This window comes from Sphingobacterium sp. Mn56C (genome assembly GCF_049319645.1).
Classification (GTDB): domain Bacteria; phylum Bacteroidota; class Bacteroidia; order Sphingobacteriales; family Sphingobacteriaceae; genus Sphingobacterium.
Map to the genome: position 1 here is coordinate 42566 of NZ_JBMOUC010000006.1, position 18402 is coordinate 60967.

At 41.8% G+C, this 18402-nt stretch carries 15 protein-coding genes; 8 read left to right on the forward strand and 7 right to left on the reverse strand.

Annotated elements, in window-relative coordinates; translation table 11 throughout:
- Positions 1 to 248 precede the first annotated feature (248 nt).
- The 7 genes from ACL9RF_RS14120 to ACL9RF_RS14150 form a co-directional block, all read right to left on the reverse strand.
- A complete protein-coding gene (locus tag ACL9RF_RS14120) occupies positions 249 to 977 on the reverse strand; it encodes a metallophosphoesterase family protein (RefSeq protein WP_422801279.1) in 729 nt (242 codons plus the stop codon).
- A 98-nt stretch (positions 978 to 1075) separates the two neighbouring features.
- Entirely contained in the window at positions 1076 to 1408 is a 333-nt protein-coding gene (locus tag ACL9RF_RS14125) for a DMT family transporter (protein ID WP_422801280.1), read from the reverse strand.
- 560 nt (positions 1409 to 1968) lie between these two features.
- Complete coding sequence (locus ACL9RF_RS14130) at positions 1969 to 2529, reverse strand: biliverdin-producing heme oxygenase (RefSeq protein WP_422801281.1); 561 nt, start codon at positions 2527 to 2529, stop codon at positions 1969 to 1971.
- Between the two features lie 138 nt (positions 2530 to 2667).
- Positions 2668 to 3465, reverse strand: a complete 798-nt coding sequence (locus ACL9RF_RS14135; protein WP_422801282.1) for a hypothetical protein — start codon at positions 3463 to 3465, stop codon at positions 2668 to 2670.
- A gap of 108 nt (positions 3466 to 3573) precedes the next feature.
- Positions 3574 to 4263, reverse strand: coding sequence for a hypothetical protein (locus ACL9RF_RS14140; protein ID WP_422801283.1), 690 nt, complete (start codon positions 4261 to 4263; stop codon positions 3574 to 3576).
- A gap of 31 nt (positions 4264 to 4294) precedes the next feature.
- The gene (locus tag ACL9RF_RS14145) at positions 4295 to 5047 is read right to left on the reverse strand and encodes an HmuY family protein (protein ID WP_422801284.1); all 753 of its coding nucleotides are present in this window, start codon (positions 5045 to 5047) and stop codon (positions 4295 to 4297) included.
- 43 nt (positions 5048 to 5090) lie between these two features.
- On the reverse strand, positions 5091 to 7466 hold the full coding sequence (locus ACL9RF_RS14150; protein ID WP_422801285.1) for a TonB-dependent receptor: 2376 nt from the start codon (positions 7464 to 7466) through the stop codon (positions 5091 to 5093).
- A gap of 318 nt (positions 7467 to 7784) precedes the next feature.
- Here ACL9RF_RS14150 and ACL9RF_RS14155 point away from each other — a divergent pair, with 318 nt between their 5' ends.
- The 8 genes from ACL9RF_RS14155 (at position 7785) to mgtA (ending at position 18368) form a co-directional block, all read left to right on the forward strand.
- Entirely contained in the window at positions 7785 to 8636 is an 852-nt protein-coding gene (locus tag ACL9RF_RS14155; RefSeq protein WP_422801286.1) for a heme/hemin ABC transporter substrate-binding protein, read from the forward strand.
- A gap of 46 nt (positions 8637 to 8682) precedes the next feature.
- The gene (locus ACL9RF_RS14160) at positions 8683 to 9714 is read left to right on the forward strand and encodes a FecCD family ABC transporter permease (RefSeq protein ID WP_422801287.1); all 1032 of its coding nucleotides are present in this window, start codon (positions 8683 to 8685) and stop codon (positions 9712 to 9714) included.
- On the forward strand, positions 9715 to 11562 hold the full coding sequence (locus ACL9RF_RS14165) for a heme ABC transporter ATP-binding protein (protein WP_422801288.1): 1848 nt from the start codon (positions 9715 to 9717) through the stop codon (positions 11560 to 11562).
- Positions 11563 to 11639: 77 nt separating this feature from the next.
- On the forward strand, positions 11640 to 12602 hold the full coding sequence (locus tag ACL9RF_RS14170) for a helix-turn-helix transcriptional regulator (RefSeq protein ID WP_422801289.1): 963 nt from the start codon (positions 11640 to 11642) through the stop codon (positions 12600 to 12602).
- 146 nt (positions 12603 to 12748) lie between these two features.
- Positions 12749 to 13438, forward strand: a complete 690-nt coding sequence (locus tag ACL9RF_RS14175; protein WP_422801290.1) for a response regulator transcription factor — start codon at positions 12749 to 12751, stop codon at positions 13436 to 13438.
- A 5-nt stretch (positions 13439 to 13443) separates the two neighbouring features.
- Positions 13444 to 14808: an ATP-binding protein gene (locus ACL9RF_RS14180; protein ID WP_422801291.1), complete on the forward strand. Its 1365-nt coding sequence runs from the start codon at positions 13444 to 13446 to the stop codon at positions 14806 to 14808.
- A gap of 101 nt (positions 14809 to 14909) precedes the next feature.
- Positions 14910 to 15611, forward strand: a complete 702-nt coding sequence (locus ACL9RF_RS14185) for an MgtC/SapB family protein (RefSeq protein ID WP_422801292.1) — start codon at positions 14910 to 14912, stop codon at positions 15609 to 15611.
- Positions 15612 to 15665: 54 nt separating this feature from the next.
- Entirely contained in the window at positions 15666 to 18368 is a 2703-nt protein-coding gene (gene mgtA / locus ACL9RF_RS14190; RefSeq protein ID WP_422801293.1) for a magnesium-translocating P-type ATPase, read from the forward strand.
- The last annotated feature ends 34 nt before the right edge of the window (positions 18369 to 18402 follow it).

An 18402-nucleotide genomic window follows, 5' to 3' on the forward strand; every position in this document is an offset into this window, starting at 1 on the left:
TAAAAAAGCATTATTTTTCACAAGGTAGAAGCACTGTAACAATTTTAATAAACAGCAAATGGCTAGGACTAATCGATGCATACATCAAAACCATCGAATAGCAGACTTACCTCCCAACCTGGCCTTCCGGCCTTAGATAGGGTGAAATTCCCGAAGTGAACAATGAGGTATTAACCAGCCACATGGCGAATTTCCTAAAAAAGGTGCTCGACGACCTACAAAGGTCAAATACTCCAACGGAGAGCAGTCTATTTCTGTATTAAAAAATCGGCATAAAAATCAGGAATTGGCGACGCACGAATAGCGTCAGCAACCTCGGCAATAGGGTAATCCAACTGCACAATATGGGCATCTATCCGCTGCTCATGCAAGTGAAGAATAACATAAGAAGCCAAACGATTGTCCTCTCTAGAACGGCCTACAGAACCACCATTCACAACCCATCGATGACCAATTTGTTTTACAAAAGAAAGATGGGTATGCCCTATCGCCAGTACATCGGCATCGGCCATATTAAGCTGTTTCTCAAAAACAGCATCCCCTTCAGTTGGATACAAATAGGCATCGTTACTTTCTACCGTAGCATGTACCAAAACAATAGTCCAAACCCGCTTGCCTACGGTATACTGTAACCGACGCTCAAATGGAAGGTTCGCTAAATATGTTTTATGCGCCTCGGAGATGGTATCCTTCGAGTAATTTATCGCCTGTATACGGGCCGCCGTTTCTGTCGCATTATGCTTTTGTAATGGGATAATAGGTAGATTCCTGCCGATCCGCTCATCATGGTTGCCCAAAATGCAAGGTATATTTTCCTGCTGCAAGCGATCTATCACCGCATTGCCCCAAGGCGCAAAATCTACCAGATCGCCCAAACAATACCGTTCTTGTATACCCCGAGATTCTATATCCTTCAATACCACCTCCAAGGCAGGCAGGTTAGCATGTATATCGCTAATAAGCGCTATTTGTACCATATGCAAACAATTAAAAATTGAAACAAAGGTACAAGGACATACACGAATCGCATGGTATTTTTCAAAGATTAAATGTCTATTATTTTAGAATATACACATTAATGCGCACCCATTTTGGAGAATAGATTGATAACCAATACCCCAGCAATAATTAAAATCAAACCCAAAACAGCGGGCAAATCGGGCGTTTGCTTAAACAAAAATATGCCAATCAGTGTAATTAATACAATCCCTACGCCCGACCATATGGCATAGGCCACGCCGACAGGAATCGTACGTAGCGTAAGACTAAGAAAATAGAAGGCACATAAATAGCCACCAATTGTTATAACGGAGGGCCATAACTTAGAAAATTCTTCAGACTTCTTTAAAAATGTAGTACCTACAATTTCAAAGGCAATAGCAAGTAATAGATATAGACTTCCTTTCATTGCACTAAAATACAAAAGTGAAACTAAAAGTTTCGATATTTAGTACGCACAAAATGGTAAACACCTGTAAATAGGCACCTAAGGGCGAATGCCGTTTTAGTATGGTTAGTTTACAAGGATATACTGGTATTCGGAAGAATGTTTGAGCGCGGAAATAAGAAAAATAATACCCCTGCGGATAGCGTAGGTATCGATTGGGTGATTCACTGATTTACGGATCCCTTATAAGCAGCACCCGTTATAGGCAATAAGATTACTGCAAGTATAAATTTGCCGATGGTTCAACGTATCAGGGATTCCTTCGCCACAGGCCTTAACAATGGAGTTTTGCGGCATACCTTACCCCAGTTGGGAGCACTAACTACAGGCCTTAAAGGTGTAAAAGAATACCACCAACCAAACTATACCTTTGGCTAGAAAGAATAAAAACGCGCCAATACCGGCGCGTTTTAACCATAGTTTTTTATTACTTTTCTTTTCTTCGTTCATGCACAGTAAAAGCTTATTTTATACCATTGAAGATACTAAGAATATTGAAATAATGAAACTGCTTTGCTTATTTACTCCGCTACAGCAGTAGCAAAAACATTACCAAAACGCGAGAATGTTTCATTCGCTACCTCCACGGCACGCGCATGTGTCGCTTCATCTGCCCCATAATGGTTCAATACAGCCGTAAAAGCCGCCCACATTTTACCCGTATTTTCACCGTATCCCGAGAAAAAGGACGTTCCTTGCGTGATACCATACTTATTCAGCATTTGAACAATATATGGCCCCCCCATAATGGATCCTTCCAACACATACAAAGCCGATAATGCCTCTAGTGTACTGTTAATGGCTGGTACCTCCACAGCCGGAAGGTCTGCGACAGACCCACCTAATTCCTCAATATCTGCTTTGATATACGAAGAATCACGGCGTTCCGCTTTATCGGCTAAAACATCCAGTCCGGTAAATGGCGCTACAGCTTTCTCTACTGCACTGAAATAGGCATAAAAATTCTTCAATACCTCTGCATAATCTGCATTAGAGCGGATAGCTTTTAATTGACGAACAACGGTGCCCTCCAACTTTTGGTGAGCTGCCGTAGTATTTTCTTTAATATTTTGACTTAACATTATTCTTATTTTTAATTAAAACGATTCTATACAAATATTCGTATTTATTCGCTGACTTGTATGCTGATTTTTGATTTATCATGTATGAAAATTGGCATACCGCATAGTTGATAAGCAGGCGAAGTTGCAAACGCGTAGTTACGATTTTATAGTGAACTTTTTACTCCCTGCTGGCACCACGAGGTAATCAAAGGTAAAATAGGATTTCGGCGACGTTTTAACCCAGGTAATGGGGTCTAATAAGTCCTTATATAAACTCAACATTCTAATTTTTGCATAATCGCCATTGGCCAACCGCAGCACCAGCGTTCTTGGCGACACAGTACCAGCAGCCACTGTTTTCAGCCCATTTGGCAAGGCGTAGGCCACATGTTCCTTCTCCTTGCTACCATCGCCAATAATGGTGCCACTGTAATCATAAATATACCAGCCAATGCCATCACCGAAATCACCCAGTTTATCCGCACCAATTATATCCGTAGCCGTTCTAAAAAGATTGTCGTCAGGGATATCTACAACGTCATCGAAAGCTTTTTCTAAAATCAATATGCCCCCCTTACCTGCAGAGCCATTTGAAATATTATGGCTATCCTTTCCGTTATTCCCTCCTACAAAACTATGCAAAGTTTTACCAAAAGAAATATCCCAATGTATGCTTTTGCTTCTGTCGTTGGCAATTATCTTTTGTGTCCGTAAACTATACAAAAAAGGCTGGGTTTCGTCGGTAGGATTTTCCGTAACGGAACCGGCTGACAGGTTTGAGATACGGTGTACTTTGTAATACAAATCTGCAATCGGGGTTTCCGGCACTTGGGGCACTTCCGGAATTGTATTGTTCGGACTATCGCCTTTGCTACAGCCCGTTATGGCCAATAATGCGACTAACATAGTCAATAATCCTAATGGTATTTTATTGTTTCTGATAATAGCGTTCATAAGCTTAAAATTAAAAATTTATACATCTACGGGGAGAAGATGCACCTAAATATACAGCACAATACCTGTAATCCTGGGTATTGTGCTGTACTCTATAATAGGAACAACCTATTTAAACTCTTGGTAATCGATAGAGTAAAAGTAATAGTTTGTTGGTTGCACCTCTTTCTCCGGTTTTTCGTTGGAATATGTACTATTGACAACAAATTTAAATTGAGGTTTATTATCTTTTAAAATAATAAAAGTACGGTTGGCAACCGGAATCAGTTGATGGTTTGGATTCCCGGAATAAGTTATCCAACCCGCTGTTGTCGCACTATTTAACCCTAGTTTACCTTCTGCTGCCTCCGTAAACGAATCTGTAGCTGTAACCTGATCAAAACTTTTATCGATAAAAGCCAATTTGTAACCTTTGCTTAGGTTCGCTTGCATAATATAATTTCTACCTGCTCCTGCCAAGCTTAATGCCCCATCATTAGTGGTACCGTCATTTTCTTTGAAATCATAATAAAAAGATGCATTTGGTGTACCTACAGCTGTTTTATTATCGTTTAATACGCCCTGTCTAAATTCGCGCAATTTATAACGGTTACCGATACGTGTTAGGGTACCTTGCACATCTTTGCTCACCGAAACCTTAATTAAATCTACCGTTTCGCCATCTTTAACTTTCACCTTCGCATTGTATTCTGGAACTACGACCTCTTGATTATCATTGTCTTTATCTTTACTGCAAGATAGTGTCCCGAAGGATATTGTTAAAGCTAACGCTACGGCCGCTAATGTGTTAATTTTCATGGTTTATTAATTTTTAATTTATGTGTGATTATTAATTTGTTTTTAAATCTTTACTGCCATCCTGCTGCACAAAATAGCGGAATGTAAAATATGGGGCTGGCCAATTCATATTTGTTACCGCCGGAGGGTTGCCTTTATAGGCATTTATTAATTGCAATTTTGCGTATTTGCCATCTGGCAGTCGGATGATATAGCTGCGGTTCGGCAAGGCCTGCATAATATGAGTATTCATGCTGTATTGAAACCATCCGGTAGATAATTCCGTTGCTGCCCATCCGATTTTATTTAAATCCGAGTTTGCAAACTCCGTATCAGCAGGCGCAGATTGCACATTTTGATAGGCTTGCTTCAACAGTACTACCCCTGTATTTTTTGCGGCACCACCAAAACCAGGGTTACCCGTTTTTTGGGCGTTATTGACAAATATCTCGGAGTTATACGGACCGGTAAAGGCGATATCCCAATCTGCCGATTTCAGCCACTGTGCCGAATCGCTTGCATTACGTATCCATATCTGTTTTCTATCCTTAAAACGGAATAAGAAAATGTGAGCAGCGCGCTTTTCCTTGCCCTCCACATCCGACCCCATAGAGGCTTCCGTATCGCCCGCCAGGTCGTATATAACCGTACTTTTACCATCTTCTAAGCTTACCTTAGTATCTGTATCATCTTTTCCGCAGGCTACTAGGCTTGCACAAAGTAAACCGGCCATCATACAGCCGCCGAATCGCCGTAAGGGAAGGAAGGCTTTAAATTCGTTGATTATCATTTTTATTGTCGTCATCGTTTATAATATTATGCAGACCTAAATTTTGAAAGTCTGCGGTTTAATTTTTTATCCATCTATAACTTAAACCACCCAAAATAACACGCCCTGGTTGTCCCAGCATATACATATGTGTAAAATTCAGTAGATTATCCGCAATAAGTCTAACGGTCAATTTACGGTTCCAAAAAGCCTTTTCAACCGTTAAATTCAACAGGGTATGTGCCGGCACAAAGGCGTCGTACTTATCGATAAATTGATTTCCTGAAGTCTCTTGAAATGCATATTTACCTCGAATATTTGCCCGTAAATTAATATTCATATCCAAGGGGCGATAGGTATACAATACCTTAAGGTTCAACATATGCCTGGAGCGATCCTCGATACCCCAATAATCTGAAGGCTTAGGGGGGCGCGATTCCCCTGTTATGGGGTTATTAATAGTTTGGTTGTAGGGGTATTTTCCCGAACGAATACTATCCAATACACTTAAATCTTTTGCAATGAGGTACTGGTATCCTGCAGAAACTTCAATATCTCTAGTTACTTGATAGCTCGTCGAAACCTCAAAGCCTGTATTCATCGCCTTAGGAAGATTCCGATAGGTATAAATTTGATTGATGCTGGTGCCATTACCTACCGAAACATTATTGATTTGGTTGTTTATACGATGATAGAAAACGGAAAATTCCGTTCTAGATTTCCGTGTAGGCTCCCAAATAAAGCCGATATTATTGGACCAGCTTTTTTCGGCTTTCAGGTTATTGGCGGCGAGATTAAGCATATACCTATTCACATAACTAAGTTCTCCCTGTTGGTCTAAGGCATTTATAACCTCACGTACACGGTCGCTGCCTACAACCATATAATTGGCCGCAGCATTATAAAACACCTGATAGCGCATTTTATAATCCGGCGCTTTAAAGCCCATACCCGACCCCGCTTTTAAGGTAAGCGTTGGAAGCAGCGCATACTGCAAGCCTACACTCGGGCTCAAGCGCCCAGCATAGACATTGGTATAGTCATAGCGTAACCCCAAGGTAGTATTAAGCTGCTCGCTTGCTTTCCATTCGGTCTGCAAATACGCAAATGCAGACTGTAATGATTTTGTACCATCCAGCTGCTTATCATCCATCTGTTCGATGCTTCCCCCCAAGCCACCGACAAACTTAAGGGTCGGCAGTGCTGTATAGGCCAACTGTTGCTCCACACGATGTACCTGCTGCCCGAATTGATCTGCCCCCGCCAGTGCTCCTTGTTTTACCCATTGGGCATCCATAGTATTCTGAAAACGGGTAAAATAATAGCGGCTCATGCTGCGAACATTCGCATTAAACTGATGGTCATAACTGGCCGACAGATTTAAATCCTGATCGCGTTGTGTATTCTTAATAAGTAAATCTTGAGACCAGCCATTGAGCATGGTAGAGTTTCGCTCAGCATACCGGAACGTTGCGCCTAAAGTACCGTTTTTACTGGTACGGTAGCGCAGCCTTCCCTGAAAACTGTAATTGTCGTACGGTGCAACTGTGGTTCCTAAGGTCATGTACTTCTTATCCGTATTAAAACCGTCTGTGCGATAATAATTCCCCGATACCACCATCGACCCACGTTGGTTAGCGAAGGGTGTTTCTGCCTCTACTGTGGCATCCACAATATTCAGATTGCCATACAATACAGAGGCCATTGCCTGAGGTACTACAGCGCCATGCCGGGTAATAATATTAATAGCGCCTCCTAAGGCATCCGAACCATATAAACAGGAGGATGCGCCTTTAATAATTTCTATACGCTCGATATTCGTTACCGAAATACGAGAGAGGTCGAAATTTCCGTTATTGCGCCCTAACATGGGTTGCCCATCGACCAAAACCATAACATAATTACTACTGAACCCCTGTATCTGAACGCCAATTGCGCGCGATCCGCCAGCAATATCATTTACCACAGCCACCCCTGTCTGCTCTTTCATTACCTCATCCAAACGCCGACTGCCCATCAGTTCTATTTCCCTACGGGTAATAACTTTTACGGGCATAGCAGCCTGCTCGGCCTGCAATAGGTTGTCTACAGCACGTATCTTCGCTGTAACACCGACGGCTTCAATCTGATTGTTTTCCTTAATTAAGGTGATATCTTTTCTTATATTTTTACCCTCCAGGGTAACATCCTGCTCCTGTTTGTAATAACCTACCGCCGAAACAACAAGCTGGTAGGTGCCCTCGTATAAATTTTGAAAAGAGAATACCCCATTTTTATCGGTTTTAAAAACCTTATTGTCCGGATAAAGTGTTACCGTAGCGTCAGGTATGGGTCTTCGCAGACTATCTAGAATGCCGCCAGAAAGCTGTCGCCTTTGTTGCGCATATACGCCACTGCCAAAAAGCATAAGCAGGAGAACCAAGCTGTACGAAATTTTATCAAGTCCCTTATCCAATGTTATTTTATTTTTATTCAGTCTAAATAGTAGTACAAAAAACGGAAATACCTTCCATAAAAACTATATGAAAAATGTCAAAAGTTCTATTCAAAGTGATATGCATTTAATGATAAACAACATAAAATACAAAACAAAGCGCTGAATTACAATATATTAATTAAAATTATAGCGCTGCCGTATAGTATATTAAAATGTTATATTATTTGTATTTAGACTCATTATTGATTTGCTTTGTAATTTAAAACGCAGGCCGTTGCGACGTCAAACTTTAGTATTACGTTCCTAAATCGGCAACAAATAAAGGATACAGGACACATGAAAAAGAAGATAATAAATTCGCTAATGCTGCTGATGGCTACCCTATTTACGACAATCAGCCATGCACAGGAACAACGTATTATAAGCTTAGGTAGCGCAATTACAGAGACAATTTATGGCTTAGGTCTTGGCGACCACATGCTGGCTACAGATGTGACCTCTGTGTCTCCGAAAGCTGCTGCCAACCTTCCGCGTGTCAGCAAAAACAGATCGGTATCTGCCGAAGGCATACTAACCTTTAAACCCACCATCGTGTTGGCGCCACAAGGTGATGTGCCCCATGCGGTTATTCAACAAATACGCCAGTCGGGTGTAAAGTTTTACGCGATTAAGCAAGACTATTCAGAAAAAGGGGCCTTAAAATTTATACAGGATATAGCCGATGCCTTGGAAGTTTCAGCCCTGGGAAAAACGGTCGTAAACCGCACGAAGCTAAGTTTAGCGAATGTCTCCACAGTCGTTAAAGAGGAATTGAAAAACAAAAAAACACCGAAGGTATTGTTTATTTATGCGCGGGGTACCGGCACCATGAGTGTGGCCGGTAAAGGAAGTAGCTTAGATGCCATGATAACTCTTGCCGGAGGCAAAAATGCAATCCAGGAGTTTTCAGAATTCAAACCCTACACTACGGAAGCTCTGGTGCAGGCCAATCCGGATATTATTCTGATGTTCGATTTTGGTGCCAGCAGTTTAGGCGGCTTAGAGGCTATATTAAAAATGCCGGGTGTAAGGCTTACCGAAGCCGGAAAAAATAAACGTATAGTTACTATGAACCCTTCTCTGCTCGTGAATTTTAGTACCCGCTTACCAGAAGCTATTATAGAATTACAGAAGGCTTTTTTTGAATAGTTTTCTATATACCGTACTGCATTTTCCTATTGATTAAAACTTTAACGTGGATAAAAAACAGAAAATCGTAATTATAGCCCTTTTACTGGCCTTAATTTTAGTTATACTCTTTGCTTTAGGTTTAGGAGCGTTCTATATTCCTGTGGGTAATGTTGCTAAACTGTTGTTGTACAAAGTTGGTTTTATTACGGTACATCCAGACTTAGCCCTCCAGGAGGATGTTCTCTTTATAATCCGCATGCCTAGGGTATTGTTGGGTTTATTGGTGGGTGCTGCTTTAGGGATATCTGGAGCGGCCATACAGGGGATCTTTAGAAATCCATTGGCCGAACCGGGCCTTATCGGTATATCCTCAGGAGCATCTTTATTTGCCGTATTGATTATTGCCTTTGAAAGCTTACTTTTTGTGGGTATAGGCCAATGGTTAGGGTATTATCTCCTTGCATTTGGGGCTTTCTTTGGTGCCGGACTGACGGCTTTTTTGGTGTACCAAATTGCTAAAAAAGATGGCCGTACGTCGGTTACGACAATGCTGCTCGCCGGAATCGCAATCAATGCCTTTGCCGCGGCTTTAACAGGATTGATGACTTATATGGCGACCGAACAGCAACTGCGTACCATTACTTTCTGGATGTTGGGCAGCTTGGGCGGAGCAACCTGGGAGAATACTATTGCCGTAGCACCTTTTATCCTTCTCCCCCTTATCGCGCTGCCGTTTTTTGGTAAATCTCTCAATGCCTTTGCATTGGGCGAAATGCAAGCCGACTTGTTGGGCACGCGTACGGATGTAGTAAAGCGCTCCGTGGTAATATTATCTACATTGGCGGTGGGCGCGTCGGTTTCCGTTTCGGGTATTATAGGCTTTGTAGGGCTGCTGGTCCCCCATATTGTGCGCTTATTGGCGGGTGTCGAGCACCGTTATGTATTACTGGCTTCCTTACTCATGGGGGCTTTGGTGCTTACCTTGGCTGATGTTATTGCGCGTACTGCGGTGGCGCCCATTGAACTGCCTATTGGTGTGATTACAGCATTACTCGGAACACCGGTATTTTTATATATTTTAATAAAAGACAAATAGATGCTGCGTATTGAAAAAATAACCTACGAAGTAAAGGGGCGCAAATTGCTGCGCGACGTTTCCTTTCAGGTGCGTAAAGGCGAGATTTTGGCTTTACTGGGCGCCAATGGTGCCGGCAAATCTACCTTAATGAGCCTACTCTGTGGCGAAAAGAAGCCTACGTCTGGCGCTATTACGCTAAAGGGGAAGCCTTTGGAGGAATACGACCTTCGGGAGCTTTCGAAATCTAGAGCCATGTTGTGTCAGCAGCAGCAGATGACTTTAGCCTTTACTGTAAAGGAAATTGTGCTGATGGGCCGATATCCGCATTACAAAGCGTCGCCTACAGCAAACGATTATGCCATCGTTGCGGAGGTTATGGAGGTTTGCGGAGTACATACTTTTCAGGATCGTAATATTTTAAGCCTTTCCGGAGGCGAGCAACAACGTGTACAATTGGCACGGGTATTGGCTCAGATATGGGATAATCCGGATAGCCTTTTATTATTGGATGAACCTATTTCTGCCTTAGACTTATATTACCAACAGAAAGTTATGGCGATAGCCAAAGCGCTTGCCAGAAAGGGGTTTATGGTGGTTTTGGTTATTCATGATGTAAATTTTGCCGCAACGTATGCCGACCGTATTCTGATGCTTAAAAATGGGAGAAAGCTTTTCGATGGTACTCCGATTGAGGTATTAAACACCCGGGATTTATATGCCGTATTTACGGTGGAAACGGCAGTGGAAATAAATGCCAAAACCTTAAGACCTTATGTACGCTTAGAGGAAATGCCCATGGATATTACTTCAGCACAGCATTCCTACGCAGCATCGGAAATAGAGCATAGCCTCCTTCAGCGGTACAAAAGTTTGAAGCATAACCTCCCGCATTTAAAGATCCATGATATCGCTTTAGCGCTGGAAATTTCAGAAGCCGAAACTTGGTTGTTGGATACCGAAAAACTAGTAACACCCATGGCTATAGATTTCGAACGCTTGTTCCCCTTCCTGCCGCTATTGGGAACGGTAAGGGTAAGAACAAAGAATAAAAGCTGCATACACACAAAATATGGTATTTTTCCTGAGGTTAAAGGGCACGAAAATGTGCATCTGTTTTTAGGTGATCGTATCGATTTACGATTTTTTACGAAACAGTGGCATGTGGCTTTCCTGGTGGAAGAGAAAACCGAAAGATCGATTCTTATTTTTGACAAATTCGGACAGGAGATCCATGCCATAGAATTGCTGATGCAGGGTAGTGACTTTGAAGTTTTTGAGCAGCTAAAAAAAGAATTCGGATCGGTAGAGAAAGGGACCTTTAGTTTTGCTAAAGAAGAGGCGAAAACGCCTAGGGCCCCTACCTTTGATTCGGAAACGCAGCAAAAAGTATTTCAGCAGGATTGGGAGGCCTTGCACGATACGCATGCTTTTCAAGCGTTAATTAATAGCTATAATTTGAGCAGAATTCAGGCTTTACATGCGGCTGACATCCGTCGCGCACAAAAATGCGATCTTTTTGCTTTCAAAGATATTCTTCGTAATTGTGTAAACCAAAAATTGCCGATAATGATATTTGTGTACAACAGCGGGGCCATACAGATTCATACGGGAGTTATTGAGAATATTATAGATCAGGGTCACAAATATATAATTAAGGATGAGGACTTTACCTTCGAACTTAGTGCAGAGTGTATATCTTCGGTATGGGTGGTTTCAAAACCCACAACTGATGGGGATGTGCATAGCATAGAGCTCTTTGATAGGGACAATAACTTGGTTGTACAGCTTTTTGGGAAACGAAAACCTGGGGAGCCTGAATTGCAACAGTGGGAGGCTTTGGTAAGGCCTAAACTTACCCTTATTTAGAGACATTTTAAATAGATGGGTTTTGTGCCATAAAAAACACTACCTTTAGTGTACTGCGGTACGCTTAAAGAATTATTATGCGGATAAAAAGTAAAATACAAGAATTAGACGAATGGCTTTTTATTGAGGATATTCCGGATAGTTATATCCCTGAAAAACCTTTGGTAGAGAACCGCTTGGAAATAAACCGTACGCCAATAAAGATGGTTAATTTTCAATTATCTACCTCGGGTTTGTTTATCTTACATAGCAAAATGTCTTTTGATCGGCCGGTACATATACATACCGAGGTCGAGGGGGAAGCCATTACCAGCCAATTTATATTTTTTAAAGCGGTAGACAGCAAGCTTCCCTATGGTATGAGTCGCCATAACATCCGTTATATCCCTTCCGTAAAATCCATACATGAGGTAAAACCGGGGATTGAATATACATACTTTATTGCCGTAATATCTAAAGATTACTACCTAAATCTTATTAAGAGAGATTCGGTATTACATAAGCATTTTGTGGAGGAGATTGAGAAAGGGGAATATGTATCTTTTTCGCAGGAGGAGCAAATGGCAACTTACGAAATGCAGCATACCATTTCCGAATTAATTGAGTCTAAAAAGACCGGGGAAATTCGCCGGCTACATACAGAGTCTCGCGTGGTGGAGTTATTGATGTATCAGTTTGAACAGTACAACGATAGGCATTTGAATAACCATACGTTATTTAACGATGAGGATATAGAAAAACTGGAATTATCACGGCAGATTTTAGAACAACGTATCGCGAACCCTCCAACACAAAAGGAACTCGCTGCCGAGGTGTTAATGAGTGAGAGTAAATTACGTAAGGATTTTAAGGAGTATTTTTCGGTGACCATACATGATTACCTGACGCGCGTGCGGATGGAAAAAGCCCGTACGTATTTATTGGAAGATAAGTTATCTGTATACGAAGTGGCCTTACTGACGGGTTTTGGCCATCAAAATAACTTCTCTTCTGCATTTAAAAAATACTATGGCATCTCGCCCGGCGAATTAAAGGCTTAAGGCCATATATACCTGTGGCATAGGGGCGGCTTGTAGGCGTCTTTGTTGACCTCTAAAATTTCACCCTGCTAGCGTAACGACGTTACCCTGAATTCTAAAATAAATTCCCGTAATTTGTAATACTTAAACAGCTGTAGCATAGAATAATGATAATATTGGTAGTAGAAGATGATACCAGGGTTTCCGAATTAATTCAGCGCGGGCTGGAAGAGCAGGGCTTTACCGTTGTTTTAGCCTATGATGGCTTGTCGGCAAAAAAACTCAGCCTTCAGCAGGACTTTGATCTTATGATTACCGATATTATTTTGCCTAAGATCGATGGTATTGATTTGTGTAGAGAGGTTAGGTTAACCAAGCCAGATTTACCTATAATTATGCTGACGGCATTGGGTACCACCGACGACAAGGTGGATGGCTTCGATGCTGGAGCGGATGATTATATGGTTAAACCCTTTGAAATGCGCGAGTTGTTAGTGCGCATTCGGGCGCTATTAAAACGCAATGCCAAGGGGGCACATACGACAGGTTTTATCCTGCGTTATGCAGACTTGGAGATGAACTTGCATACAAAAATTGTAAAAAGAGGTGCGCAGGAGATTAATTTAACCCCGAAAGAATTTAAGCTTTTAGAATATTTGATGTTAAATCCGGAACGTGTATTATCGCGTGTAGAAATAGCCGAGAAGGTCTGGGATACGCATTTTGATACCGGAACAAACTTTATGAATGTGTATATCAACTATTTACGCAATAAAGTTGATAAAAACTTCGATACAAAACTTATCCATACCAAATCGGGCATGGGTTTTATATTAAAAGCAGAAAAGACGGAATAGGCAGGATGAAAATCAGAACTCGTTTAACGCTATTATTCACTTTAATTACAGCGCTTATTTTGCTGTTATTCGCCTCTATAATTTATTTTTCAGCAAGGAAGGATCGGGAGAACGAGTTTTATGAACTGCTAAAACGCGAAGCTTTTACCAAAGCCAAGGTATTTCTAAACGGCAAGGTGGATGAGAAAACATTACAGGATATTTATCACTCCAACCGACAGATATTAAATGAGGTCGAGGTAGCCATTTATAACACCAATTTTGAGCTTCTTTACCACGATGCCGTAGACATCGATATGGTCAAAGAAAACCGCAGTATGATTCAGGATATCTTTAAAAATAAAGAGATACATTTTTATCTGAAGGATTGGCAGGTTGTCGGTACGCTTTATACGTACGACAATAGTACTTATATACTTACGGCAGCAGCATATGACCAGTATGGTTATACGAAACTGAATAACCTGCTACGCAACTGTATTTTGGTATTTTTTGGCGCTGTATTGTTTATCTTTTTTATGGGTAGGTTTTTTGCACAAAAAGCGTTATCTCCTGTGAGTGATATGATTGATCGGGCCAAAGAAATTTCCGCCAATCAATTACACTTACGCTTAAAAAGTAAAGATAGCCAAGACGAGCTGTCCCAATTGGCGAATACCTTTAATGATATGCTAGTCCGCCTGGAAGATTCTTTTGAGGCGCAGAAACATTTCGTCTCCAATATTTCCCATGAACTGCGTACTCCCCTTGCCGCAATAATTACAGAACTTGAATTAACAGGTAGCAAGGAGCGAAATATTATGGAGTACAAATCGGCCATTCATCATGCCTTGCAGGATGCGCAACGCATTGTAAAGCTTATCAATAGCTTATTGGATATGGCCAAAGCAAATTATGATGCCTCGGAAATTGTTTTTAAGCCTCTGCGCATTGATGAGGTATTGCTCGATGCACGCCAACAGGTACTGTATGCTAATGCAAGCTACAATATTAGACTTCACGTTGACGAAAACATCGAAGATGAAAATGATATGATGGTGCATGGCAATGCTTATCTGCTAAAAGTGGCTTTTGTAAATCTCTTTGAAAATGGTTGTAAATTTTCGGCTAACCACCAGTCTGAGCTCTTTGTCTCTAAAGCTGATCGGAACCTGATCCTTCGGTTTGAAGATCGTGGCATCGGCATTCCTGCGGCTGATATTCCTTATATTTTCACCCCTTTTTACCGTGGCGAAAACAAAAACTTTGCCGACGGCAATGGTATTGGCCTCTCGCTTACCAAACGTATTATAGAGCTGCATCAGGGTGCAATATCCCTGGAATCGGGTGCCGGGCTTACCGCTTTCCTGTTACGCTTACCGCATCTATAATGGTGCTCTAACGTTTTTCTAATATTTTTCTACCTGCGCTCTAACGCCCTTTACATCTTTTAAAGAAGACCTTTGTATATCATTTTAACGGATATACAACAATGACGACTTTAGACTTCACTCTCCGCCTGCTTGTCGCCCTGCTTTTGGGAGGCTGTGTTGGCTTTGAACGGCAGTGGCGCCAAAAAAGTGCCGGCCTACGAACCAATACTTTGGTGTGCATTGGCTCGGCAGCATTTATGCTATTGTCTATACGTATCGCTGGAGATGCCACCGGCCGCATTGCTTCCTATATTGTTAGTGGTATAGGCTTTTTAGGTGCTGGTGTTATTATGAAAGATGGCCCCTCTGTGAAAGGCTTAAATACTGCAGCAACAATTTGGTGCTCCGCAGCTGTCGGCGCCCTATCGGGAATGGGGCTTTTTCAAGAGGCTTTTATCCTTACAGGTTTCATAACATTTACGCATTTTATTCTGCGCCCTTTGGGCACCTATATCCATCAGCAAACATTCGACAAGACGAATGCCGCCACAGATTACCGCTTAGTATTAGTATGTAAAATAGAGGTCGAAAACCATATTCGGGTGTCATTATTACATATGTTGGAGGTAGAGGACAAAATTTTACTGCAGTCTTTAGCGAGCGACGATAACTTAGATAAAACACAAGTGACCATTTCTGCGTTGATAAAGAGTGTGTCTCCTCAAGATAGTCTGATTGAACGTATAGCTAGCAGACTAACTTTAGATGAAAATGTTACTAAGGTTAGCTGGGAAATTGTCGCTACGCAGTCGGAAATGTAAAAAAACCAAGTATTACCAAGAAAGCTGGATCGCAAACTTAAAAATATTGATCTTATGTTGAGGTTAAGAAAAAATATCAAAAACCCATTTCACAACAGCATCAGTTCGGGTGTAAATGATGCTAACGTAACAAAATTACGTAATGTGGCCAAGCTTGACAAAAGATTGACCTACGCCCTTTTGGAAAGTAATGAAGAGGGACTATCGGAATGGACTGCCCAAGATCGCAGGCAAAAATATGGCCCCAATGAGGTGCAATACCAAAAGGCATCTAGCTGGTATATGCAGCTTTTACAGGCTTTTGTAAACCCTTTTATATTTATCCTTTTAACGATTGCTGTTATTTCCTTTATGCTGGATGTCGCCTTGGTAACAGCGGAGGAACGGGATTATAAAACGGTAATGGTGGTATCTATAATGGTATTAGTTAGTGCGCTACTTCGTTTTACACAGGAGTATCGTAGCAACCGTGCGGCCGAAAAATTAAAAGGTATGGTAAAAACTACCGCTACCGTACAGCGCAAATCCAAAGGTAAAATGGAGCTGCCTATTGCCGAGCTTGTTCCCGGGGATACCATCTTCTTGTCGGCAGGAGATATGGTTCCTGCCGACTGCCGGGTATTACATAGCAAGGATTTATTTATCAGCGAGAGTATGCTTACCGGTGAAGCCCTGCCTGTAGAAAAATCGTTCTTGCCCTTGCGCGATACGGATAACCTGCAACCGCTGGCGCTGAACAACCTTTGCTTTATGGGTACCAATGTCGTTTCTGGATCTGCTACCGCTATTGTTATCGCGACAGGTAACGACACTTATTTTGGCAATATCAGCAAAAGTATTACCAAAGATCGTCCGGAAACAAATTTCGATAAGGGGATCAATAAAATCAGTTACCTATTAATCCGCTATATGTTGGTTATGGTGCCGATTATCTTTTTGGTAAATGGGCTGCTGAAACAGGATTGGCTCGAAGCTTTGCTTTTTGCTATTGCAGTGACGGTAGGACTAACGCCGGAAATGTTGCCTATGATTGTTACGGCTAATTTAGCCAAGGGCGCTGTAAATATGAGTAAACGTAAGGTAATCGTAAAGCGACTGAATTCCATTCAAAATATTGGTGCTATGGATATCTTATGTACCGATAAAACAGGAACGTTAACCTTAGATAAAATTGTTTTGGAGAAGCACCTTAATGTTTTCGGACAGGAGGATGATGAGGTACTAAAATGGGCGTATCTTAATAGTTTTCATCAAACAGGATTAAAAAACTTGATGGACAAAGCGGTATTAGAGCATTTTGAACTCGACGACTACCTGAAAGTTGATGAGAAGTATATTAAGGTGGATGAAATACCATTCGATTTTGAACGTCGCCGAATGTCGGTAATCTTAAAAATGCAGAATGGCAAACATTTGCTGATCTGTAAAGGTGCCGTGGAAGAAATGCTTGAGCTTTGTAGTAGTAGCTTTTTGCCTGGAGAAAACCGCTATGTTCATCTTGAAAACGATCAAACGGTAAAAATGGACGACCGTATGCGCCAGATTGTATTGGATACCTCAAAAAAAATGAACGCTGAGGGTCTCCGTGTTTTAATCGTGGCAATACGTGAGTTTGATGCGGCTCACCCGCTTACCTACAGTCTGGCTGATGAAAATAACCTTACCTTAACGGGGTTTATTGGTTTCTTAGATCCTGCAAAACCTTCGGCAAAACCCGCTATACAAGCGCTGCAAAATCTTGGCGTGGGTATTAAGGTGGTTACCGGCGACAATGAAATTGTAACGCAGAAGATATGTAATGATGTGGGTATTCCGGTGCAGGACATCGTAAACGGCAACGAGCTGGAGCATATGTCGGAAGAAGAACTCTTAAACTGCATCGACCGTGTATCGGTATTTGCCAAACTCAATCCGCTGCAAAAAGTTCGCGTAGTGGAGGCCTTACGCAGTAAGGGCCATACCGTAGGGTTTATGGGCGATGGCATAAACGATGCTGCAGCGCTAAAAGCTTCTGATGTCGGCATTAGTGTAGATACAGCTGTAGATATCGCTAAAGAGAGTGCGGATATTATTCTGCTGGAGAAGGATCTTATGGTGCTGCGTAAGGGCGTGATTTATGGCCGTAGAACTTTCGGTAATATTATAAAATATATTAAAATGACGGCCAGCAGCAATTTTGGAAACATGTTTAGCATGTTGGGGGCGAGTGCATTTTTGCCTTTCTTACCGATGTTACCGGTACATCTTTTAATACAGAATTTATTGTATGATATCTCACAAATCGCTATACCTTGGGATAAAATGGATGAGGAATTCCTGGCCAAACCTAAAAAATGGGATGCTTCTTCGGTATCGCGATTCATGTTATACATAGGCCCCATAAGCTCCATTTTCGACTTTGCAACCTTTGCGCTCTTGTACTTTGTATTCAAAGCAAATACGGTAGAGCATCAGGCGCTGTTCCAAACGGGTTGGTTTGTGGAGGGCTTGCTATCACAGACCTTAATTATACATATGATACGTACCCGTAAAATACCTTTTGTACAGAGCTGGGCCGCCGCTCCGGTGCTGGCGTTAACCTCGCTCATTATGCTGATCGGCATCTTGATTCCGTTTTCACCCTTTGCGGCAGCATTGAAAATGGAACCTCTTCCGCTGGCATTTTTCCCTTGGTTAGTTGCTATTCTCGTGGGCTATTGCTGGATGACACAAGGGGTGAAAAACTGGTTTATAAAACGGTTCCATACTTGGCTATAAATGCACCAACAGCATGGTAACCCCAGCCTATTAG